At 72.9% G+C, this 21,923-nt stretch carries 17 protein-coding genes and 1 riboswitch; of the genes, 6 read left to right on the top strand and 11 right to left on the bottom strand.

Features of this window, described 5'->3' with window-relative positions:
* The first annotated feature begins 11 nt into the window (after window positions 1-11).
* Window positions 12-1,199, top strand: coding sequence for an adenosine deaminase (locus tag ACZ5AJ_RS01890; protein ID WP_464136617.1), 1,188 nt, complete (start codon window positions 12-14; stop codon window positions 1,197-1,199).
* Here the strand turns inward: ACZ5AJ_RS01890 and galK are convergent.
* The 4 genes from galK to ACZ5AJ_RS01870 all read right to left on the bottom strand — a co-directional run bounded on the left by galK (window position 1,141) and on the right by ACZ5AJ_RS01870 (window position 5,534).
* Window positions 1,141-2,385, bottom strand: coding sequence for a galactokinase (galK, locus tag ACZ5AJ_RS01885; RefSeq protein ID WP_464136615.1), 1,245 nt, complete (start codon window positions 2,383-2,385; stop codon window positions 1,141-1,143). The genes ACZ5AJ_RS01890 and galK overlap by 59 nt on opposite strands.
* Before the next feature lie 189 nt (window positions 2,386-2,574).
* Window positions 2,575-3,648: a lactonase family protein gene (locus ACZ5AJ_RS01880; protein WP_464136613.1), complete on the bottom strand. Its 1,074-nt coding sequence runs from the start codon at window positions 3,646-3,648 to the stop codon at window positions 2,575-2,577.
* Window positions 3,645-5,102, bottom strand: a complete 1,458-nt coding sequence (locus ACZ5AJ_RS01875; RefSeq protein WP_464136611.1) for a threonine/serine exporter family protein — start codon at window positions 5,100-5,102, stop codon at window positions 3,645-3,647. The genes ACZ5AJ_RS01880 and ACZ5AJ_RS01875 overlap by 4 nt, the downstream gene beginning before the upstream one ends.
* A 141-nt stretch (window positions 5,103-5,243) precedes the next feature.
* On the bottom strand, window positions 5,244-5,534 hold the full coding sequence (locus ACZ5AJ_RS01870) for a DUF3017 domain-containing protein (RefSeq protein ID WP_464136607.1): 291 nt from the start codon (window positions 5,532-5,534) through the stop codon (window positions 5,244-5,246).
* Window positions 5,535-5,642: 108 nt separating this feature from the next.
* On the opposite strand from ACZ5AJ_RS01870, the gene aspA reads away from it, so the two are divergent.
* Window positions 5,643-7,178 (top strand): aspartate ammonia-lyase, encoded by a 1,536-nt coding sequence (gene aspA, locus ACZ5AJ_RS01865; RefSeq protein WP_464136606.1) that lies wholly within the window; start codon window positions 5,643-5,645, stop codon window positions 7,176-7,178.
* Between the two features lie 306 nt (window positions 7,179-7,484).
* Complete coding sequence (locus tag ACZ5AJ_RS01860; protein WP_464136604.1) at window positions 7,485-9,050, top strand: polysaccharide deacetylase family protein; 1,566 nt, start codon at window positions 7,485-7,487, stop codon at window positions 9,048-9,050.
* 94 nt (window positions 9,051-9,144) lie between these two features.
* On the opposite strand, the gene ppk2 is transcribed toward ACZ5AJ_RS01860, so the two are convergent.
* The 3 genes from ppk2 to purN all read right to left on the bottom strand — a co-directional run bounded on the left by ppk2 (window position 9,145) and on the right by purN (window position 12,633).
* Complete coding sequence (gene ppk2 / locus ACZ5AJ_RS01855; RefSeq protein ID WP_464136602.1) at window positions 9,145-10,050, bottom strand: polyphosphate kinase 2; 906 nt, start codon at window positions 10,048-10,050, stop codon at window positions 9,145-9,147.
* 196 nt (window positions 10,051-10,246) lie between these two features.
* Window positions 10,247-11,908: a bifunctional phosphoribosylaminoimidazolecarboxamide formyltransferase/IMP cyclohydrolase gene (purH, locus tag ACZ5AJ_RS01850; protein WP_464136600.1), complete on the bottom strand. Its 1,662-nt coding sequence runs from the start codon at window positions 11,906-11,908 to the stop codon at window positions 10,247-10,249.
* Between the two features lie 44 nt (window positions 11,909-11,952).
* A riboswitch (ZMP/ZTP riboswitch) is annotated at window positions 11,953-12,025 on the bottom strand.
* Between the two features lie 35 nt (window positions 12,026-12,060).
* Window positions 12,061-12,633: a phosphoribosylglycinamide formyltransferase gene (gene purN, locus ACZ5AJ_RS01845; protein ID WP_464136599.1), complete on the bottom strand. Its 573-nt coding sequence runs from the start codon at window positions 12,631-12,633 to the stop codon at window positions 12,061-12,063.
* Window positions 12,634-12,738: 105 nt separating this feature from the next.
* On the opposite strand from purN, the gene ACZ5AJ_RS01840 reads away from it, so the two are divergent.
* The gene (locus ACZ5AJ_RS01840; RefSeq protein WP_464136598.1) at window positions 12,739-13,221 is read left to right on the top strand and encodes a hypothetical protein; all 483 of its coding nucleotides are present in this window, start codon (window positions 12,739-12,741) and stop codon (window positions 13,219-13,221) included.
* On the opposite strand, the gene ACZ5AJ_RS01835 is transcribed toward ACZ5AJ_RS01840, so the two are convergent.
* A complete protein-coding gene (locus tag ACZ5AJ_RS01835; RefSeq protein WP_464136595.1) occupies window positions 13,222-14,709 on the bottom strand; it encodes a cell division protein PerM in 1,488 nt (495 codons plus the stop codon).
* A gap of 144 nt (window positions 14,710-14,853) precedes the next feature.
* Between ACZ5AJ_RS01835 and ACZ5AJ_RS01830 the strand changes: the two genes are divergently transcribed.
* Entirely contained in the window at window positions 14,854-16,149 is a 1,296-nt protein-coding gene (locus ACZ5AJ_RS01830; RefSeq protein WP_464136593.1) for an isochorismate synthase, read from the top strand.
* 70 nt (window positions 16,150-16,219) lie between these two features.
* Here ACZ5AJ_RS01830 and ACZ5AJ_RS01825 read toward each other — a convergent pair whose 3' ends face one another.
* Genes ACZ5AJ_RS01825 through ACZ5AJ_RS01815 form a run of 3 tightly spaced genes read right to left on the bottom strand, consistent with a single transcriptional unit; the run spans window position 16,220 to window position 20,731 of the window.
* Entirely contained in the window at window positions 16,220-17,854 is a 1,635-nt protein-coding gene (locus tag ACZ5AJ_RS01825) for a S1C family serine protease (protein WP_464136591.1), read from the bottom strand.
* A gap of 8 nt (window positions 17,855-17,862) precedes the next feature.
* Window positions 17,863-19,728 carry a 2-succinyl-5-enolpyruvyl-6-hydroxy-3-cyclohexene-1-carboxylic-acid synthase gene (gene menD, locus ACZ5AJ_RS01820; protein WP_464136590.1) on the bottom strand — a complete coding sequence of 622 codons (1,866 nt, stop codon included), beginning with the start codon at window positions 19,726-19,728 and terminating at the stop codon, window positions 17,863-17,865.
* 25 nt (window positions 19,729-19,753) lie between these two features.
* Window positions 19,754-20,731 carry an o-succinylbenzoate synthase gene (locus ACZ5AJ_RS01815; protein ID WP_464136588.1) on the bottom strand — a complete coding sequence of 326 codons (978 nt, stop codon included), beginning with the start codon at window positions 20,729-20,731 and terminating at the stop codon, window positions 19,754-19,756.
* A gap of 139 nt (window positions 20,732-20,870) precedes the next feature.
* Here ACZ5AJ_RS01815 and ACZ5AJ_RS01810 point away from each other — a divergent pair, with 139 nt between their 5' ends.
* A complete protein-coding gene (locus ACZ5AJ_RS01810) occupies window positions 20,871-21,914 on the top strand; it encodes a 1,4-dihydroxy-2-naphthoyl-CoA synthase (protein WP_464136587.1) in 1,044 nt (347 codons plus the stop codon).
* Window positions 21,915-21,923: the final 9 nt, after the last annotated feature.

The following is a 21,923-nucleotide window of genomic DNA, read 5'->3' as shown; positions in this document are numbered from 1 at the left end:
GGGCGCCGGGCATGAGCAGGAGCACGACCGACGGCGGGTCCGCTCCTCGCGGTCATCCGCAGCGCGATCTCAGGGCCCTGCCCAAGGCGCATCTGCACCTGCACTTCACGGGGTCGATGCGACAGTCCACGCTGATCGATCTCGCCGCTGAGCGCCGCATCCGTCTCCCCAGGTCGCTGACCGACGACCAGGCGCTGCAGGTCGAGCCGACCCGCCGCGGATGGTTCCGCTTCCAGAGGCAGTACGACGCCGCTCGCGCCGTGGTCGACTCGGAGGCGGCGATGCGGCGGATCATCCGCGAGGCCGCGGAGGACGATGCCGCCGAGGGCTCCGCTCGCCTCGAGCTCCAGGTGGACCCCACCAGCTACGCGCCCTTCGTCGGCGGCATCACGTCGGCCATCGAGATCGTGATCGACGAGGCCGAGGCGACCGAGCGGGCAACGGGGGTCAGCCTCGGCATCATCGTCGCGGCCTCCCGCACGCGGCATCCGCTGGATGCGCGGACCCTCGCGCGCCTGGCCGCTCGCCATGCCGGGCGCGTCGTCGGGTTCGGGCTGTCGAACGACGAGCGCCGGGGCGATACCGCGGAGTTCGCCGCGGCGTTCCGGATCGCCCGGGATGCCGGCCTGTCCTCGGTCCCCCATGGAGGGGAGCTGCTGGGCCCCGAGCATGTCCGCGACGTCGTCGCCCATCTCCATCCGGATCGGCTCGGGCACGGCGTGCGCGCCGCCGAGGACCCTCGACTGCTCGGGAGGATCGTCGAGGAGGGGATCGGTCTGGAGGTGTGCCCCGCGTCGAACGCCTCGCTCGGGGTCTTCGCGAGCCCCGAGGACGTCCCGCTGCGACGGCTGATCGATGCCGGGGCGCAGGTCGCTCTCGGCGCCGACGATCCTCTGCTGTTCGGATCGCGGCTGCTGGATCAGTACGAGACCGCGCGCGCCATGGGTCTGGACGATGCCGAGCTCGCCGAGCTCGCCGCCTCCTCGGTCCGCACCTCGAGTGCCGACCCGGCCACCCGGGACCGCATCCTCTCCGGGATCCGCGACTGGCTCGCGGCCCCGCCGTCGACCGATCCCCCGCCGTCGGCCGATCTCCCGGCGGACGACAGGGCCGAGGCGGACGACGGGGCCGCGGCGGACCTCAGCGGTCCTGCCCGGCGCCCTCCTCCGGCAGCGCCAGGAAGAACTCCGGCGCGGTGAAGCCCTTCTCGGCGAAGGCGGCGGCGATCGCGCCCGCCACAGCCTCCGCCTGATCGGCCTCGACCAGGGCGATCGTCGATCCGCCGAAGCCGCCGCCGGTCATCCGAGCGCCATGGGCGCCCGCCGCCCGGGCGGCGTCGACCGCGGTGTCCAGCTGAGGGACGGTCACCTCGTAGTCATCGCGCAGCGAGTCATGGGACGCGTTCAGGAGGGCACCCAGCTCGGTGACCTTCTCACGGACGCTGTGGGACGCCAGCAGCGCGTCGAACTCGACGACGCGCTGGATCTCGGTGATCACATGATGGGCGCGGCGTCGCACCGTCGGATCGTCGATCCTGGCGAGCTGCGTCTCCAGATCCGCGGGATCGACGTCGCGCAGGGCCGGGACGCCGAGCAGCTCCGCGGCCTTCTCGCTGTCGGCGCGCCGGGCCGTGTACTCGCCGTCGACGTGGGAGTGCTCGGCGCGGGTGTCGGTGATCAGCAGCGCGAGCCCCTGACCGGCGAGATCCCACGGCACCGGCCGGGTGGAGAAGTCCCGGCAGTCCAGGAACAGGGCATGGCCAGCGCGGGAGAGCACCGAGGCGGACTGGTCGAGACCGCCGGTGGAGGCGCCCGCGAAGTCGGTCTCGGCGGTGATCGCGGCGCGCACGCGCTCGAGGGGAGTCGTGCCCAGCGTCAGCAGCGACTCCATCGCCTCGGCGGCGGCGCACTCGAGCGCAGCGGAGCTGGAGAGGCCCGCACCCAGCGGGACCTGACCGTCGATCATGATGTCCATGCCCTGCGTGGTGGCGCCGGAGATGAACGGCCTCAGCGCCCACAGCACGCCCACCACATACGCGGGCCAGCCCTCGACCGCACCCGGCTCGATCTCCTTGGCGTCGATGTCCAGGACGGTCTCGGTCTGCGCCGAGCGCACACGCACCCGATCGGTGGGCGTGCGCGCCGCGGCGGCGAAGCAGCGATGGGAGATCGCCATCGGGAGGCAGAACCCGGCCTGGTAGTCGACATGCTCGCCGATGATGTTGACCCGGCCAGGGGCCGACCACACGCCATCGGGGCGATACCCGAAGGACTCGACGAACAGCTCCTCGACCCGCTCGGCGGCCGCAGAGCGCTCGGGAGCGGACGAGAGCGCGACGGCTCCCGCCGCCCCGTCGGAGGTGCCGGCAGCAGCGGCAGTGGTCATGGTTGTCCTTCCGTGGTCTTCCCGTGGAGTTCCGCAGTCCCGGGCGGGCATCGGGACCGTCCCGGCAGCGAGCCCGGACGCTCCGGACGCTCTGGGCGCTCCGGGCACGGCCTCGAAGTCTAGCGGCCGACGGCGCGAGGATGCTCCGAAGGTCCCTGTGCGGGATGCCCTGTGCCGAGCCGGCTCCGCTCAGGGACGCACGGCGATGCAGGCGACAGACGGCATCGGGATCGGATCGCCGACGGGCGCGATGGACTCGCCGCGGCGGCGCAGCACGTCGATGCGGTCCGCCTCCTGGGCTGCGACGAGCACATGGTCGCCCAGCTGGGCGAAATGGCGGGGATGCGCGCCGACGGCGACCTCGGCGACCCGCTGCGGACGGGACTGCGCCAGCGACAGCAGGGAAAGGGTGTCCGGACCGCGGCTCGCGACGAGCAGGAGATCGCCGTCGGCCGAGAGCTCGATGTGCGAGAGCGCCGCCTCCCCCGTCTCGTCGGCGCTGCTCGCAGGGACTGCCGAGACCACGCTCCAGCGCCGGGGCTCGGCCTGCCCCGGCAGCGGGACGACGGCCGACCGCACCTCCTGCCGGGAGACGACGGCGACCATGCCGGAGCGCTCGCAGGCGACGTAGAGCCGGGTGGATCCGCCGTCGGCGACCAGGTGCCGGGGACCGCTGCCCTGGGGGAAGGGGATCTGGTCCGTGAGCCCGATCTCCCCGTGCTGGTCCTGGCGATAGATCATCACCCGGTCCAGTCCGAGGTCGGGGACCGCCAGCAGGTCGGTGCCGTCGAGCGCGACGACCTGATGGGGGTGCGGGATGACGCCCTCATCGGCCCCGTCGTGATGATCGTCGAGATGCAGGAGCTCGACGGGCAGACCGTCGGCATCCAGTCGCACCGACTCCACGGCGCCCGAGCCGTAGTCGGTCACGAGCAGGGTGCCGGGACGGATGCCGAACCCGAGATGGCAGCCGCCCGATCCGCGCAGCTCGAGATCCGCCACGATGCTCGCGTCGCGCCCGTCGGGGCCGACGGCGAGCGCCAGCAGGCGCGTCGGCGCGGTCTCCAGCACCGCGTACAGCAGGGAGCCGTCGGCGCTCCAGAGGACGAACGAGGGGTCGGCGGCCCCGATGACGGCGAGCTGCTCGGCGCGGAGCCCCTCGCCCCCGTCGTCGGCCTCCAGGGACAGCAGCACGATGCCGCGGCCCCGTCCGGTGCCTGCGGTGGTGTAGCCGCCGACGGCGATCAGGGACGTGGTGCTCATGGGACCTCCCGGTCATCGTTCGGCGGTCCCGCCGTCGGGGAGTCCTCGAAGAGGGAGGGAGACAGCGCCGTCATCTCTCCCGTCATCGTAGACGGCTCGGCGAGCGCGATCGCATCGCGCCGACGGGAGCGGCCGAGGCCCAGCGTGCGGCGGCGTCGGCGCAGGGTCGTGAACGGCATGGAGATCATCGGCGTGTAGGCGATGGTGGTGCGCCTCAGGCGTCCGAGCAGGCGGGAGGCGAGGAGCTGGCCGAGGATCGCCCCGGCGGCGATGGCGATGGCGATCTCGGCGGCGCCGAACAGCTCGGCGGCGCCCGAGGACATGTCGTCGCCCAGCCCCAGCAGGCCGCGATAGATCCGGGAGCCGGGGACCTGCGGGATGATCCCGCACATCACGAATATGAGAGCGGGCGCGCGCAGCGTGTCGCCGAGGACCACGGCGGCGGCGCCCACGATGAAGGACGCGATTGCGACCGCGTACACCCGGTCGAGGGCGAACTCGGTGAGCAGCTCGGCGATCACGCTGGAGGCGGCGGCGATGAGCGCGCTCCAGATCAGCAGGCGCGGCCTGACCTGGGTGCCGACCCCGAATCCGAGGCCCATGGCGAGGCCCGCGAGGGCGAGCATGACGACGGTGGTCAGGGTGACGGGGATCGAGGCGCTGACGGAGACCTCCACGCCGATGAGGTCGGTCATGAGCAGGCCTCCGCGCACCCCGGCGACGACCCCGACGGTCAGCATGAGGGTCTCGAGGATGCGGCCGGCGGCGGTGACGTACCAGCCGGTGACGGCGTCCTGCATGGCGCCGATCGAGGTGAGGCCCGCCAGCAGCACGATGATGCAGGCGACCACGACGATCGACGAGTTCTGGCTCGGGTCGATGAGGCTGACGAGCATCGCCGCGAGCACGCCGACGAAGCCGCCGACGGCCTGCGAGTAGAAGCGCGGGATCTGGCGGCGCACGAGGAGGGTGTCGGTGAGGATGAGCAGGCCCGCGGCCGCCATCGCGGCGACCACCACGAGCGGCTTCGCGCCGAGCGACATGGCGGCGCCGCCGCCCATGACGGCGAATCCGGCGATGACCAGGCCGAGCCGGTAGAACGGCTTCTCCTGCGGGATCGCGTGGGCGCGCCGACGGGCCTCCTCGAGGCTGATCTCGCCGGTGATGTACCCGTGCGTGACGTCCTCGAAGGCCTCGAGGCGCGCGAAGTCCTGGACGCGCTCGGCGGCGCCGCGGATACGGGTGAACGGCGCGGAGCTCTCGTCGGCGAGATAGGAGATGGTGACCTCGTCGAAGGTGACCTGCACGGACACGTTGCGCAGGCCCGAGGAGCTGGTCACCCGCAGCACGGTCGCGGTCACCTCGCTGGCCGCCGCGCCGTTGGTCAGCAGCCCCACACCGATGCTCATGGCGAGGTCGAACACGGCGTGCAGGCGGGCGGAATCGGTGGGCACCCGCCGATCGTGCCACATGCCTGCGGCGCTCGCGATCCGGCTCAGGATCGCGGCCCGTGGCGCCGGCTCGGCTCGCTGCCCGCATCGCGTCGGCGGCCGCGTCGCATGGGCGAGCGGGGCGCGCCGGAGGTCGGGAGCGTGTCAGAGGTTGGGAGCGCTCGAGAGCGCCGCGATGCCGATGGCGAGCAGCGCCAGGACGCACACGTCGACTCCGCGGGAGCGGACCGCGAGGGCGCCGACGGCCTGCGTCGGCAGCACGAGCCGCAGCAGCGCCAGCGTCCCCAGCAGCGCCGCGAGCGCGGCCCCCGCGATCGGGGTCGGCCCGACGGTGCCGAGCACGACGATCCCCGCCAGCGCGATCAGGGCCAGGGTCAGGACGATCTGACGATGCAGTGCGGCGCGGCGGGTGTAGGGGGAGCGGGTGCGGGGCACGGGCCCATGCTACGCGGCCGTCGCGGATACGCTGTCGAGAGGTCGGCGAGGAGGCCGGCCGGAGGCGGATCGACGAGGCGTCGACCCACGATCTGGAGGACATGTCCGATGACCCTTCCCGGTGCGACCGGCACCCCCGCGCAGAGCGCCGCCGACGAGACCCGCATGGAGCACGACCTGCTCGGCGAGCGCGCCGTCCCCGCCGACGCCTACTACGGCATCCAGACGCTCCGCGCGCAGGAGAACTTCCACATCACCGGGGTGCCCCTGCGGCACTTCCCGCGGCTGATCGAGGCGCTCGCCATCGTGAAACGGGCCGCGGCGCGCGCCAACCGGACGCTCGGGGCTCTGGACGACGAGCGCGCCGAGGCGATCGACCGCGCCTGCGCGGAGATCGCCGAGGGCGCCCTCCACGAGCAGTTCGTCGTGGACATGATCCAGGGGGGCGCGGGCACCAGCACCAACATGAACGCCAACGAGGTGATCGCGAACCGGGCGCTCGAGATCATGGGGCACGAGAAGGGCCGCTACGACCTGCTGCACCCCAACAACCACGTCAATCTGGCCCAGTCCACCAACGATGTGTACCCGACCGCTGTGCGGCTCGCGATCCTGCTGTCCTTTCCCGCGCTCGCGGAGGCGATGGACGATCTGATCACGGCGCTGCGCGCCAAGGGCGAGGAGTTCTCCGACGTCCTGAAGATGGGCCGCACGCAGATGCAGGATGCGGTGCCGATGACGGTGGGCCAGGAGTTCCGGGCCTGGGCCACGACCATCGAGGAGGATGTGGAGCGCCTGACGCGGACGGCGCGGCTGTTCCGCGAGATCAACCTGGGTGCGACCGCGATCGGCACCGGCATCACCACCGACCCCCGCTATGCGCAGCTTGCCACGCAGGCGCTCGCGGAGCTGTCGGGGGTGCCGTTCGCGGTCTCCGAGGATCTGGTGGAGGCCACGAGCGACACGGGCGCGTTCGTGACCTTCTCCGGAGTGCTCAAGCGCATCGCCGTGAAGATCTCGAAGATCTGCAACGACCTGCGACTGCTCAGCTCCGGCCCGCGGGCGGGCCTCGCGGAGATCACCCTGCCGTCGGTGCAGCCGGGCAGCTCGATCATGCCCGGGAAGGTGAACCCGGTGATCCCCGAGGTCGTGAACCAGGTCGCCTACGAGGTGATCGGCAACGACCTCACGGTCACCTTCGCCGCCGAGGGCGGTCAGCTGCAGCTGAACGCCTTCGAACCGGTGATCTGCTTCAATATCCTCGAGTCGACCCGGATCATGACCCGGGCGATGCGCACCCTCACCGAGCGCTGCATCGTCGGCATCGAGGTGAACGCCGAGGTGCTCGAGGACTATCTGCACCGCTCGATCGGCGTGGTGACGGCTCTCGTGCCTGTGATCGGCTATGCGGCCGCGACCGATGTCGCCCGCACCGCGCTGGAGACGGGCCGTCCGGTCGCCGAGCTCGTGCTCGACCGGGGGCTGATGGATGCCGAGCGGCTCAGCGCCCTGCTGTCGCCAGCGTCGATGACCCGCCCTCACCGTCCCACGCTGACCGGCACGATCCCGGTGATCGACCCGGCGACGGACTCGGGCGAGGTCACCCGCGTGGTGCCCGACGATCAGGCCGCCCCCGAGGCGTAGCCTCGGAGGAGCGGGCAGAGAGCCCGGCGAGCGCGCTTCGAGCGCCCTGCGATCGCCCGGCGCGTGCGCCGTCAGCGCGCCGGCCGAGCACGGCCATCGCGCGCCGGGGATGTGCGGAGGGAGGTCTCAGTGCCCGACCAGGATCCCGCACCGCGGCCGCCGACGCGGAGGCCCGTGCGCCGGCCCGTCCGTCGGCCGACCGCCGCCTCGTCGATGCGCGCGCCGGCGGGGACGTCCCCTCGCACCGAGCGCGGGCCGCGGCCGAGCCGTCGGGCGACCCTGATCGCCGGAGGAGCTGCCGCTGCCGTGGCGGTGCTCGGCGCGGGAGCGGTCCTGGACCGTGTCGGCGTGGTGGACCTGCCCCTGCCGGGGTCCCGATCCCGGACCCTGTCGAGGGCCGCCGAGGACGCCGCCGAACGGATCGCATCGCTCCCCGACCTCTCCTCACGGGTCCCGGAGATCGCCTGGTCGGACATGGCGGAGGCGTCCGGCGTCGCCGTCTCGCTGCTCGCCGTGCCGGGAGCGCGCGGCGTGGAGTCAGCGGAGGACGTGTGCGCGGCGAAGGTGTTCCGGGAGGCCGCGTTCCGCGGCGCGGACGTCGGCTCCGAGGTGTCGGTCGCCGCGCGGGTGATCCTCGTCGGCGCCGGAGTCCTCGGGGTGCTGCTGGATGCGTCCGACGACGAGGGCCCCTGCCCGATCCTCCTGTGGTACGACGCCGACGGAGATCGCTGCCAGCTCTCCCCCGGCCTGATCGCCCCCGACGCCTGGCCCCGTCTGGTGGATGCCGTCCTCGCTGCGGCCAGCGACGTCGACGGCGCCGATCCCGATCAGCTGGCGGTGCAGATGCAGGAGCAGCCGCGCCCCTACGGCAACGGACCGGTGCTCCTCCCCCGCGCCGACGGCGGCGCGGATGCGCTGTTCCCCGCCGCCGCGATCCATGACCAGCACTCGCCGCTGCTGGTTCCTCTGGCCTCCGGGGCGCTCGACGGCCTGCTCTCCGAGCTGGGAGAGGCCGTGCTCGAGGCGATCACCGCCGATGGCGAGGGTGCAGAGGGCACGGAGGGTGCAGAGGGCACGACCTTTGACGCCTCGCTCGTGACCGTCCCCGGCGCGCTCTCCGAGGAGCCAGAGCTGGATGTCCAGGATCCTCAGCCGCCGCGGACGGCCGACGGCCCGGGGCCCCGCACGCAGCTGGCGCCGCGCAGCGGCGGAGGCGAACGTCCCTCGGCCGACGTCGGCCCGGACCTCTCACGACTGCGGGCTGCGGCCCTGACCTTCGACGACGGCCCCAGCGCGGAGCTCAACGCACCGCTGCGCGAGCATCTGCGCGCCGGCGGCGCCGCCGCGACCTTCTTCATGATCGGCAACGGCGTGCAGGATGCGCCCGAGGCTGTGGTAGCGACCTGCGCGGAGGGCCATGAGCTCGCGGGCCACAGCTGGGACCATGCGGATCTCACGGCTGTGGGGGCCGATGCACTGGCCTCGGAGATCGGGAGCACCGCCGATGCTCTCCTGGAGGCCTCGGGCCGTCGGCCGCTGGCGATGCGCCCGCCCTACGGGGCGAGCGACGACGCCGTCCTCGCCGCGGCGGCCGACGTCGGCGAATGCCTGGTCGCCTGGGATCTGGACACCCTGGACTGGCAGACGCTGGATCCCGAGGCGACCGAGCAGGCCATCGCCGACGGCGCCCAGCGCGGCTCGATCATCCTCATGCACGAGATCCACGAGGAGTCCGTCCAGGCCGTCCCCGCCTGCCTGGAGCGTCTCGCCGAGGACGGGTTCACGCTCGTGACCTGCCAGGAGCTGGGCGGGCAGCGCTGGCGAGCCGGTCGCAGCTACTGGCGCGGGCCCGTCCACGGGGACGGGATCTGACATCCCCGATGAGCCGACGAGCCGGCGGCCGGGCCGGACACCGCAGCCGCCGCTGCCGCTGAGCGGCCTCCGCCGAGCGGCCGACGCCGACTGACTACTCGTCGGCCTCCTCCATCTTGCCGCGCATGACGAGCTTCGGATCCGGGGTGCCGACGACCTCGTGGTCCTTGTCCTCGTACTCGAACTGCGAGAGGAAGAAGCGCATCGCGTTGATGCGGGCGCGCTTCTTGTCGTTCGAGCGGATGATCGTCCACGGCGCGTACTTCTTGTCCGTGCGCCGGAACATCTCCTCCTTGGCCTGCGTGTACGCCTCCCAGCGGTCGAGGGACTCGAGGTCCATCGGGGAGAGCTTCCAGCGCCGCACCGGGTCCAGCTGCCGGATCGCGAAGCGGGTGCGCTGCTCCTTCTGGGACACCGAGAACCACAGCTTGGTGACATGGATGCCGGAGTCCACGAGCATGCGCTCGAAATGCGGGACCTGGTTCATGAAGGTCTCGTACTGCTCGGGGCTGGCGAAGCCCATCACCCGCTCGACGCCCGCACGGTTGTACCAGGAGCGGTCGAACAGCACCATCTCCCCCGCCGTGGGCAGATGCTGGATGTACCGCTGGAAGTACCACTGGCCCTGCTCGCGGTCGCTCGGCTTGCTCAGGGCGACCACGCGGGCGGTGCGAGGGTTCAGATGCTCGGTGAAGCGCTTGATGGTCCCGCCCTTGCCCGCGGCATCGCGCCCCTCGAAGATGATGATCGCCTTCTGGCCGTTGTCCTCGAGCCAGTACTGGAACTTCAGCAGCTCGACCTGCAGCCTGTACTTCTCCAGCTCATAGGCGTCGCGGTCCATCCGCGTGTCGTACGGGTAGCCCTCCTGCCACGTGTACACGGGGTTGCCCTGGGGGTCGATCAGATCGGGGTCGGGGGTGTGCCCGTCCTGGACCGTGTATCCCTCCTCGCGCAGGTGCTCGATGTACTCGCGCAGGTTCTGGTTGTCCGGGATCTTCACGGTCTCTCCTTCTTCCCTCGCCGATGGATGGATACACCCTAGAGCGCCCTGATGTCCGAGGGGTGAACTTGCGTCACCTTGCGACCCCTCCCGTCCCTCGGCTGCTGCTCCTGGTGCGCCGGAGCGCCCTGCCGGCGAGGACAGGGCGCTCCGGGTGCGGCCCGTGCCGCGATGATGCAGGGCTCTGCGGGCCCGCTCAGTGCGCGAAGTGGCGCGTTCCGGTGAAGTACATGGTCACGCCGGCCGCGCGCGCCGCCTCGACGACCTCCTCGTCACGGATCGACCCGCCGGGCTGCACGATCGCGCTGACCCCCGCGTCGATGAGGATCTGGGCGCCGTCCGCGAAGGGGAAGAAGGCGTCGGACGCGGCGACCGCGCCGCGGGCCCTCTCGGGCGCGGGCTCGCCCTCGGCATGCTCGCCCAGCGAGTTTGCGCGCGAGACGGCCAGGCGGCATGAGTCCAGACGGTTGACCTGCCCCATGCCGATGCCGACGGCGGCGGAGTCCTTGGCCAGCAGGATCGCGTTGGACTTCGCCGCCCGCACCGAGCGCCAGGCGAAGGCGAGATCCGCGAGCGTCGCCTCGTCGGCGGCCTCCCCGGCGGCCAGGGTCCAGTTCGCCGGGTCGTCGCCGGAGGCGTCGATCGCGTCGGCGTCCTGCACGAGCGTCCCGCCCCAGATGGTGCGGACCTCCACCCCCTGGCGGGGGCGGTCCGGGATCTGCAGGATGCGCAGGTTCTTCTTCGTCTGCAGCAGCGCGAGGGCCTCCTCCTCGTACGCCGGGGCCAGGATGACCTCGGTGAACACGGGCTTGACCTGCTGGGCCATGGCGAGCGTCACCGGACGGTTGGCGGCGATCACCCCGCCGTAGGCGGAGACCGGATCGGTGCCGTGGGCTCGAGCGTGCGCCAGGGCGATGTCCTCGCCCTCGGAGGCGACGGCGATGCCGCAGGGATTGTTGTGCTTCATGACGACCACGCACGGCAGATCATGGTCGTAGGCGGCGCGGGCCGCGGCGTCGGCATCGACGTAGTTGTTGTAGCTCATCTCCTTGCCGCCGAGCTGCGCGGCACCGGCGAGACCCGGCTCGTCATCGTCGACGACGGCCAGGCGGGCCCGCTGATGGGGGTTCTCGCCGTAGCGGAGGGTGGCCGAGAAGCCCATCGCCGCGGCGTCCTCCTCCGAGAGATCCAGCAGGGACGAGGCCGCGGCGCGGCCGCCCGACGGCTCGTCGCTCTCGTCGGCTCCGAGCTCCTCATCGGTCAGCTGGGCGACCATCCACTCGGCGATCGCCTCGTCGTAGGAGGCGGTGACCTGGAAGGCGACAGAGGCGAGCTCCTGGCGCTCGAGCAGCGTGAAGCCGCCGGCGCGGGCCGCCCGGGCGGCCTCCGCATACCCCTCGGGCTCGACGACGACGGCCAGGGAGGCGAAGTTCTTCGCGGCGCCCCGGACCATCGAGGGCCCGCCGATGTCGATCTTCTCGATGATCTCCTGGAAGGTGCCGCCGGCGGCCACCGTGTCCGCGAAGGGGTACAGGTTCACGACCACCAGGTCGAAGGGCTCGATCCCGTGCTCGGAGAGCTGGTCCCGGTGGGAGTCCAGGCGCTGGTCGGCGAGGATGCCGCCGTGGATGCGCGGGTGGAGGGTCTTGACCCGCCCGTCGAGGATCTCCGGGAAGCCCGTGACGGACTCGACCTCGGTGACCTCGATGCCCGCCTCGCGGATGGTGGAGGCGGTCGAGCCGGTCGAGACGATCTCCGCACCGGACTCGGCGAGGGCGCGGGCGAGGTCGACGATGCCGGTCTTGTCGTAGACGGACACCAGGGCGCGGCGGATCGGGCGGCGTTCTGCGGTGGTCACGTGGCGTGCTCCTGTCGGATCGGTCCCTGCACATCAGGTTCTGCGGCGGGCACCCAGGCGGTCGATGCCCACAACCGTCACTCCCCGGTGGTCCCCCACCTTCGCCAGTCGTGTGCCCCCACTGTAGCCCGCCGGACGGAGCGGACGACCGCTCAGCCCGCAGTCGTGAGACGGCGCACGACGTCCACCAGCAGCGGCTGCTCGGCGGCCTTGATGCGCTCGTGCAGCGTCTCCTCGGTGTCGTCGTCGCGGACCTCGACGGCGACCTGGGCGAGGATCCGCCCCGTGTCCACCCCGGCATCGACCTCGATGACGCTGGCGCCGGTGATCTTCACGCCATGGGCGAGGGCGTCGCGCACTCCGTGAGCTCCGGGGAAGGACGGCAGCAGCGCCGGATGCGTGTTGACGATCCGGCCGCCGAAGGCCTCGAGCAGCGGCGGGCCGACGAGCTTCATGAAGCCGGCGAGCACCACCAGCTCGGGCTCGAACCCTGCCACTGTCCCCGCAAGGGCAGCATCCCAGGAGGAGCGGTCGGGATGCTCGCCCAGCCTCACCACGGCCGTGGGCACTCCCGCCCGGCGGGCGTGGTCGAGCCCCTCGGCATCGCGGTCGGCGACGACGCCCACGATCCGATAGCTGCACTCGGGCTCTGCCGCGGCCGCGAGCAGGGCGGCGAGGGTGGATCCGGTGCCGGAGATGAGGACGACGACGGGGGTGCGGGCCATGGCGCCAGAGTACCGGCCCGGAACGAGGTCACGATCGCGCGTCCGATGCGCACCACGGTGGGAGTCGCGAGGCGAGCCGCGCCGCGTCACGGCACAATGGGCACGATGAGCGGCGAACATGACGAGCAGGACGGCCGGGGCGGCCGCGGGAGCCGGACCGACGGGAGCGCGTCGGGCGCGGCGGGAGGTCGCGGCCGATCTGAGGAGGACGAGGCCCGTCGGCGGAACCGGCTGCTGAGCGCGCTGGCGGTCGTGCTGGTGATCTCCTGGCTGCTGATGCTGGCGCCGCTGCCGCTGTCCCTGCTCTCGGGGGTGACGGCGCTCGCGGGGCTGGTGCTGCTGATCCCTCTGGTGCTCACGATGTTCCGCACGGGTCGCCGCTCGTCGGCGCTGCTGATGGCGTTCGTCGGCGTGCCCGCCACCTTCATGATCATGATCTCTGCGCTCATGTCGGCACTGTTCTACGGGCCGATGCATCAGCTGCAGGAGTGCCGTGACAGCGCCCTCACCGTGCAGGCCGAGGCCGCCTGCGAGCAGGAGGTCCAGAACTCCGTGGTCACCTGGATGGAGGACCTGCTGGGAGGCTGATCACTCCGGACGCTCGGCCGAGCCCGCCGATCGCTGCGCGGCACCGTCCCTCGCGGGCGACCGCGGCGAGACCGGGGAGCGCGGCGAGACCGGCGAGCGCGGCGGCTCCTCTGCGCCCTCGGTGTCCTCCGAAGGCGGGTCCGTGCGGGCGTCGGCCGCTCCCTCGCCGACGGATCCCGCGCCGGTCGTGCCCGCCGTCGCCCCGCCCGTCTCTCCGCGCTCCTTGGCCTCCTCGCCCTCCACACGCTCGCGCAGACGGCCGATGAGATCGCGCACCCAGGGGATCAGACCGCTCGCGAGCACGCCGATGACGCCGCCTGAGGAGACCACGATGATCAGAGCCAGCGGCAGGATCAGCGTGGGCATGAGGGGACCGAGATGGACCAGGCGTCCATCGCCGATGCCCCCGGTGGCGAGCCCTGCGAGCAGCAGGACCGCGACGAGCACTCCGATCGGGTAGCCGACCCAGGCGACGATGCGCTCCCGCAGCGGCAGCTCCTCGACGTCGCGCACCAGGCGCACCGCCCCCAGGCCGACGGCGAGGGCCGGCAGCACCATGAGCGCCCACGCCCAGCTCGCGAAGTCCCCCGGCTCCGGCAGAGCGCCCAGGATCGGCAGCGCCGGCAGGACACCGGTCTCCGCACCGTCGAGGGAGATGCCGGTGCTGGTGCCCACGGAGATCGTGCCGCCGCAGAGCACGACCGTCGCCCACATCGCCAGCAGCGGCAGCAGGGCCAGCTGCACAAGGGTCAGCACGATGCCGCCCACGATGCCCGGCTGGAGCTGGTCGAACAGGGCCGCCTGCTGCGGTATCCCCATCACCAGCAGGACGATCAGCACCGCCATGCCCGAGCCGACCAGTCCCAGCACGGCCACCAGCGACGAGCGGGCGATCGCGTCGTAGGGGGTGGGGAGCAGCGCGAGCACCTGCACGCCCGGCACCTCGTCGGTCGCCTCGCGGCGCAGCGACCAGAGCACGCCGGCGAGCCCGCCGAGCACTGCGACCAGCGCCCCGGAGACGAAGGCCGACGGGACCACGGGCGCCGCGTCCGTGCTGCGGCCGACGGCGGCGAGCACCGCGATGCCGAGCGCATAGACGATGCCGTAGGCGGCCAGCGCGCTGCCGGCGTCGCGGATGGCGCGCACACGCAGCACTCCGTCATCGCGCACGAGTTCCAGAGCACGGCCGACGCGACGCATCGCGAGCGCGGCGAGGAGGACCAGCAGGCCCATCAGGCCGAAGGGGGTGATGGTCACCGATCCCTCGATCACTCCCGTGCTCAGGACGATCCCTCCCCCGTGGCCGAGCACGAGGATGTTCAGGGCGATGATGATCGCGTCCAGCGCCGTCGCGCTGGAGCTCGTGCCGGCGACCTGGGCCGCGAGGGCCGGGACCACGGCGAGCGCGAGCGCCGCGCCCAGGGAGGTCGCCGCTGCGAGGACGCCCCGCACCAGCGGGGTGGCGAGGCTCTCGCCGTTGCTGCTCACGTGCCTGCTCCGTCCGGCTGATCGATGTGGGGAAGCGGATCCGTCCCGCGGACGACGGCCTGGGCCGCGGGCACCATGGTCGCATCCGGCGGGGCGAGCAGTCTCACCCTCGGAGCGACCCTCCGGTGTCGCATAATGACACGGATGTCGTCCCCGAAGCTGAACCCTGCGCCCACCGCCGAATCCTCGGACCTGGTGGTGCGCACCATCCGCATCGAGGAGCCGGTCGAGCTGGCCGCCCATCTGCCCCGAGAGATCTCCGCCGCCTGGTTGCGGCACGGCCAGGGCATGGTCGCCGTCGGCCGTGCCTGGGAGTCCTCGACCTGCGGGGAGACCCGCTTCTCGGAGGCGAGTGCCGCGTTCCGGGCCCTGGCCGCCGCCGCTCGCGTGGATGACGAGGTCCGCACCCGAGGCTCCGGGCTCGTGGCCCTGGGCACGTTCTCGTACTCGGCGTCCTCCGAGCGCGCCTCGACGCTGATCGTTCCGCGCGCGATCCTCGGTGCGCATGACGGGGAGGCGTTCCTGACCGTCGTCGGCGTCGGCGAGGAGCCCGTGCTGCCCGGGTCCTGGCGCGACCTGTTCCCGTCGACGGCGCCCGCCGTCCCGACGCACCTGGAGCTCGAGCCCGACCACTCCCCCGACGAGTACCAGGCGCTCGTGCACGACGCCGTCGCGGCGATCCGTGCGGGCCGGGCGGAGAAGATCGTGCTGTCGGAGACGACGACGGTGCGCAGCTCGGCGCCTCTGTCTCCGTCGGCGCTGCTCGCCCGTCTCGCCGAGACCTATCCGAGCACCTGGGTGTACCACGTGGGCGACGTGATCGGTGCGACGCCGGAGATGCTCGCGCAGACCGAGGGCGGGCGGGTGTTCTCGCGCGTGCTCGCCGGGACCCGCGCCGTCGCCGACGACGGGGAGCTCGCGGCCGACGACCGCCGCGCCTTCCTCGTGGACGCCAAGGAGCGCTCCGAGCACGCCTTCGCCGTGGACTCCGTGGTCTCCCGCCTCGGCGGTCCCGACGGTCCCGCCGAGGACCTCACCTGCTCCCCGGAGCCCTTCGTGCTGCGCCTGCCGGGCCTGGAGCATCTGGCCTCGGACATCTCGGGACATCTGCGCAACGGCCTGACCAGCCTGGATCTCGCTGCCCGGCTGCACCCGTCGGCGGCGGTGTCCGGCACCACCCGTGAGCAGGCCGACGAGATCATCGCCGGCCTCGAGGCCCGCGACCGGGGTGGATACGCCGCACCGGTGGGCTGGATGGACGCCTCGGGCGACGGCCAGTGGGCGATCGCGCTGCGGATGGCGCATCTGGTGGACGAGCGCACGGTGCGCCTCCAGGCGGGAGGCGGCCTGGTGGCCGCCTCCGACCCGGTCTCGGAGCATGCCGAGGCCCTCGCGAAGTGCCGTCCTATGCTGCGGGCGCTGCGCGGCGAGGACGGCTGAGCGCAGGGCCGTCCGCGGGACCCGCGCCCCTCCGCCAGCCGGTCGCCGGGTCCGTCGCCCGGCGGGCGGCTCAGTCGTCGGCGGCGAGGCTGACCGTCGCCTCGGTCTCCTGGCCGTCGCGCAGGATCGTCAGGGTGTGCTCGGAGTCCGGGGCCAGCCCGCGCACGACGCCGGTGAGCGCGGCGGCTCCGCTGACGGGCGTGTCGTCGACGGCGGTGATGACGTCGCCCGACTGCAGGCCCGACTCGTCGGCCGGGGTCCCCCGCTCGACGTCGACGACCTCGGCCCCCGCATAGGTGACGTCTCCCACGGTGGCCTGGCCGTCGCGCGCGGTCACGCCGAGATAGGCGTGCTGGGCGCTGCCGTCGGCGATGAGCTGATCGGCGATCATCACCGCGGTGTTCGAGGGGATCGCGAAGCCCAGGCCGATGCTGCCGGCGGTGTCCGAGGTCGAGCCGGCGGTCGCGGCGATCGACGAGTTGATGCCGATGACGTTCCCGTCGCCGTCCACGAGCGGACCCCCGGAGTTGCCGGGGTTGATCGCCGCGTCGGTCTGGATGGCGGAGGTGTAGGTCGCGTCCGATCCGTCGACGGACTCGCCGGTCGTGGTCACGGGGCGGCCGACGGCGGAGACGATCCCGGTGGTCACGGTGTTCTCCAGCCCCAGAGGCGTGCCGATCGCCATCACGCCCTCGCCGACCTCGACGGCGTCGGAGTCGCCGAAGCTCGCCGGCTGCAGGTCGTCCGGCGGGCTGTCCAGGCGGATCACCGCGAGATCGCTCGAGGAGTCGGTGCCGACGACGGAGGCCGAGTAGGCGCGGCCGTCGGAGAGGGTGACCTGCACCTGGGTGCCGCCGGAGACGACATGGTTGTTGGTGAGGATGTTCCCGTCGGCGTCGAGCACGATACCGGTGCCCGTCGAGGTCCCGGCCGAGGTGATCACCTGGATCGCGACCGAGCTCGGCGAGACGGAGTCGGCGACGGCCGCCCAGTCGGGCGAGTCCGTGGTCGAGGAGACGGTGCGGGTCTGCCCGTCCTGGTCCGAGTCCTCGGAGCTCCCGGAGGTCGAGCCGGAGCCCGTGCCGCCGTCGGACTGCGCCGAGGTGTCGGAGCCTTCGCCCAGCAGCTGGTCGTAGGCGACGACCCCGCCGAGCGTCAGCGCGCTCGAGAGGATCATCCCGCCGACGACGAGCGTCGAGACACCGGCCCAGCCGGGCCCGCCCCGCCGACGATCAGGAGCCGCCCCGGACGGGGCCGCGGCCGACGGACCCGACGGAGCAGCCCCGCCGAAGGCCCCCTGGTCGTACCCCGACGCGTCGAAGCTTCCGCGGTCGTGCGCGGACTGCCCGGAAGCGGCCGAGCCGTAGCCGGCCTGGCCGTAGGAGTCCTGGCCGTAGGAGTCCTGGCCGTAGGAGTCCTGGCCGTAGGAGGACGGGGCCGAGGCGGATGCGGCGGACCCCACCGGCGACCACCAGGTGTCGCCTGCGACCGCCGACCCGTCGGACTGCTCAGGGGCGCCGGACTGCTCAGGGGCAGCGGACTGACTCGGAGGCCCTGCAGGGTGGGGAGGCCCTGCCGTGTCCGAGGCCGAGAACTGCTCGGTCGGCTGCTCGGAGGCTGCGGGGCCCTCGGAGCGCGCCGCACCGAAGCGCTGCGTCGCATCCTCGGGACGCCCGGGTTCCACAGGGGTGTTCTCGTCGTTCATGTCTGTCATCACAGCACCGCATTCCCAGAGTTCCTCGTCAGTGAGCTGTGATGCTCCTGTGCGATGCCGTGCGGACGCTCCGGGCCCGCCTCCCGCACGACCAGCACCCGGATCCCTGCGGCCGGCTCGGCGAGCGCGGTGGGCAGGTCGTCGGGGGCCAGGGTGCGGGCGTCGGCCCCGAGCGCGGCGGCTGCGGCGGCGATGTCCGTCCCGTGCGGGGTGGTGAAGAAGCGCCGCAGCAGCTCGGGAGGGGCAGCAGCGTGCTCGAGCCCGCCGAAGATGCGCCCTCCGCCGTCGTCGACGACGACCACGTCCATCACGGGACGCTCCTCCTCCGGGCCGACGATCAGTCCTGTGAGGTCGTGCAGCGCCGTGAGGTCCCCCATCAGGAGCCGCACCCGGCCCGGCCCGCCCCGACGCGAGAGGGCGATGCCGCCGGCGGTCGCGGCGGTCCCGTCGATCCCGGCCAGCCCGCGGTTGGCCAGGATCCTCCCAGCGGTCGCCGGGGCGCTCTGCTCGAGATCCCGCACGAGCGACGAGGATCCCAGGACCAGCACGTCCTCACCACCGGTGGCCTCCCAGACGGCGAGCGCGGCACGCTCCTGCCAGCTGCCGGGACGCTCCGCCAGCACTCGCCGTCCGGCCTCCTGCCAGGCCGCGAGATGCTCGGCGCGCTCCGCCAGCTGGTCGGCCGTCGGCGTCGGCGCGCTGACGGCCGGCACCACCAGGCTCGCCCGACGGACGGGGTCGGCCCAGCTCGCCGACGGGTCCGGGTCCACGACGACGATCTCCACGTCGTCGGCTCCGAGCAGGTGGCGCCCGACCCCGCGGGAGAGCGTCGAGCGTCCGAGGACGATCACCCGGTCGGGGCGGAGCGGATGGGGGGAGGCGTCCGCTCCGTCGGGCGAGGAGCCGTCCGCTCCGCCGGGCCGTCCCATCACGATCGGCAGCAGCTCCGGATAGCCGGGGACCAGCTGCTCCCCGACGCGGGATCCCGAGCTGGGCTCCGCCAGCAGCGGCAGACCCTGCTCGGCGGAGAAGCGGGCGGCCGCCGGTCCGGCGCCGTCCCCGGCGACGACGACGGTCCGCGCACCGACCGGCACCTCGACAGCCTGAGGAGCGGTGGCCGGGGCGCGACGGGTCAGCACGATCCCCTCCCGCTCGGAGGGCCGACGGGCGTCCGCGGGCCGAGCCGCAGCGGGCTGCGGGACGACCGGCTGCGCGGCGGGGGTGAGCGGATCGCGGAAGCCGAGGTTCAGGTGCACCGGCCCGGGATGCGCGCCGGTCGCCGCGGCGAGAGCGCGTGCGGCGGTGGAGACGGCGGTGCGCAGCTCGACGGAGGTCGCCTCGACCGCGGCGGGGGCGGGGAGATCCGCCTCGAAGCGGGCGAACGGCGACAGCAGGCCCGGCTGCACGGTGGTCTGGTTGGCGCCCGTTCCGCGCAGCTCGGCCGGGCGGTCCGCGGTCAGCACGAGCAGCGGGACCCGCGCATGGTGGGCCTCCATCACGGCGGCGAGCAGATGCGCGACCGCGGTGCCGGAGGTGGTGAGGACGGCCGCGGGATGCGAAGGGTCCTCCCGGGAGATCCCGAGTGCGGTGAAGGCCGCGGCCCGCTCGTCGATCCGGACATGGGCGCGGATGCCGTCCCCGGTCCCGGCTCCGGCTCCGGCTCCGACCGTGCCCTGCTCCCCCGCGTGGGCGAGGGCGAGGGCATGGACGAGCGGTGCGCTGCGGGACCCGGGCGCGGCGACCGCGTCGCGCACCCCGAGGGCGGCGAGAGCACGCCAGATCGCCACCGCCTCGTCGACCGCCCCCGAGCCGGTGGGATCGGGAGCAGGGATCAGGACGGGCGCGGTGTCGATGGCCTCGGGCATGCTCCAAGGGTAGTTCTCCAGCAGGTCACAGGAGCGCGGCGCAGGCCTCCAGACGCTCCTCCCAGAGCAGGTCGAGATCCGAGGGAGCGCTGTGGCGCTCGAGGAGGGTCTCCTGCGGTACCGGTCGCTCGACGGGCAGGAGCCCGTCGGAGGCGCGGAGGGGCTCGTCGACGAGGTCGCCCGTGAGCAGGGTCGCGGTCGCGAGCCCGCAGGCGTGCGTGAGCTCCGGGAGGGCGGCGGCGAGGGCGATGCCGGCGCTGAGCCCGATGCTGGACTCGATCGCCGAGGACACCACCACGGGCAGTCCGGCGCGCTCGGCGAGCTCGAGGCAGCGGGTGACACCGCCGAGCGGCTGCACCTTCATCACCAGCACGTCGGCGGCCTCGGCGCGGGCCACCCGCAGCGGATCCTCGGCACGGCGCACGGACTCGTCGGCCGCGATCGGGATGTCGAGGGCTCGGCGGAGGGCGGCGAGATCCTCGATGCTCGCGCACGGCTGCTCGGCGTACTCGAGCCCGTCGGCGGCACGATCCAGCTGAGGCAGCGCCGTGAGCGCCTCCTCGCGGGACCAGGCGGCGTTGGCGTCGACCCGGATGCGGGCGGAGGGGCCGAGCGCGTCGCGGACGGCCTCGAGACGCTCGATGTCCTCGGCGAGGGTCGAGCCGGGATCGGCGACCTTGACCTTGGCGGTGCTCGCACCGCCGACGGTCGCGATGCGGTGGGCGAGCGCGGCGGGGACGACGGGGATGGTGGCGTTCACCGGGATGCTCGCCCGGACCGGCGCGGGACGCGGGACGGTGGCGTCGGCGATCGCGGCCCGCAGCCAGCTGGAGGACTCCGTCGCGTCGTAGTCGTGGAACGGGGAGAACTCCGACCATCCCTCGGGACCGTGAAGGAGCACACCGTCCCGCTCTGTGATGCCCCGGAAGCGGGTGGTCATGGGGATCGACCAGGCATGGGCCTCGTCGATGCCGAGATCGGCCAGGGAGGAGGGGATGCGCATCCTTCGAGCCTAGCGGGGCGGGCTGGGGCGAGGTGGGGCAGGGCAGAGCGGGACGGGCTGAGCGGGACGGAACGGACGAACGGAGCGGACGGAGGTGCCGAGCGGACGTCCGCAGCCGTCCCGGCGATACCCTGAGCCCATGACCTCCGCCGACGACTCCCTGCCCCGTCAGGTCTCCGAGACCTTCGACCCGTCCCGCTGGCGGGAGGTCCCCGCCTCCGAGCACGGCGGCCCTGTCTTCACCGACATCACCTACCACCGTGCCGTCGACCGCAGCCCAAGCGCGGGGGGCACGGATGACGCAGACGGCACCGGCGCCGCGGACGCCGGTGCCGGCAGAAGCCGTGGAGCACGGGACCTGCCCGTCGTCCGCATCGCCTTCGACCGCCCCGAGGTGCGCAACGCCTTCCGCCCGCGCACCGTCGACGAGCTGTACCGGGCGCTGGATCATGCCCGGCTCGACCCCGGGGTCGGCGTCATCCTGCTCACGGGCAACGGCCCGTCCTCCAAGGACGGCGGCCGCGCGTTCTGCTCGGGCGGGGACCAGCGGATCCGCGGACGCTCCGGCTACGAGTACGCCGACGCCGAGGAGCTCGCGGACACCGCCGCGGTGCGCGCGCGCTCCGCGGGCCGCCTGCACATCCTCGAGGTGCAGCGGCTGATCCGCACCATGGGCAAGGTCGTCATCTCCGTGGTCAACGGATGGGCCGCAGGGGGCGGGCACTCCCTGCATGTGGTCTCGGACCTCTCGATCGCATCCCGGGAGCATGCGCGCTTCAAGCAGACCGACGCGGACGTCGGCTCCTTCGACGGCGGCTACGGCTCCGCCTATCTCGCCAAGCAGGTCGGTCAGAAGCGCGCCCGGGAGATCTTCTTCCTCGCCGAGGAGTACTCCGCCCAGGAGGCCTGCGACTGGGGCGCGGTGAACCGCGTCGTCGGCCACGCCGATCTCGAGGACGCGGCGCTCGAGATGGCAGCGACCATCGCCACGAAGTCCCCCCAGGCGATCCGGATGCTGAAGTTCGCCTTCAACCTGGCCGACGACGGCCTCATGGGCCAGCAGGTCTTCGCGGGCGAGGCCACGCGCCTGGCATACATGACCGACGAGGCCGCTGAGGGCCGTGACGCCTTCCTCGAGAAGCGCTCCCCCGACTGGTCCGCGTTCCCCCACCCGCAGGGCTGAGCGGAGAGG

The sequence above is a fragment of the Brachybacterium zhongshanense genome, from assembly GCF_055385755.1.
Note: the sequence above shows the minus strand (reverse complement) of the source record. Positions and strands in the feature narration are given on the sequence as shown.

Coding starts and splice junctions, on each gene's coding strand:
- ACZ5AJ_RS01890 (WP_464136617.1), top strand. CDS start 12: ATGAGCAGGAGCACGACCGACGGCGGGTCCGCTCCTCGCGGTCATCCG.
- galK (WP_464136615.1), bottom strand. CDS start 2,385: ATGACCACTGCCGCTGCTGCCGGCACCTCCGACGGGGCGGCGGGAGCC.
- ACZ5AJ_RS01880 (WP_464136613.1), bottom strand. CDS start 3,648: ATGAGCACCACGTCCCTGATCGCCGTCGGCGGCTACACCACCGCAGGC.
- aspA (WP_464136606.1), top strand. CDS start 5,643: ATGACCCTTCCCGGTGCGACCGGCACCCCCGCGCAGAGCGCCGCCGAC.
- purN (WP_464136599.1), bottom strand. CDS start 12,633: ATGGCCCGCACCCCCGTCGTCGTCCTCATCTCCGGCACCGGATCCACC.
- ACZ5AJ_RS01840 (WP_464136598.1), top strand. CDS start 12,739: ATGAGCGGCGAACATGACGAGCAGGACGGCCGGGGCGGCCGCGGGAGC.
- ACZ5AJ_RS01830 (WP_464136593.1), top strand. CDS start 14,854: ATGTCGTCCCCGAAGCTGAACCCTGCGCCCACCGCCGAATCCTCGGAC.
- ACZ5AJ_RS01825 (WP_464136591.1), bottom strand. CDS start 17,854: ATGAACGACGAGAACACCCCTGTGGAACCCGGGCGTCCCGAGGATGCG.
- menD (WP_464136590.1), bottom strand. CDS start 19,728: ATGCCCGAGGCCATCGACACCGCGCCCGTCCTGATCCCTGCTCCCGAT.
- ACZ5AJ_RS01815 (WP_464136588.1), bottom strand. CDS start 20,731: ATGCGCATCCCCTCCTCCCTGGCCGATCTCGGCATCGACGAGGCCCAT.
- ACZ5AJ_RS01810 (WP_464136587.1), top strand. CDS start 20,871: ATGACCTCCGCCGACGACTCCCTGCCCCGTCAGGTCTCCGAGACCTTC.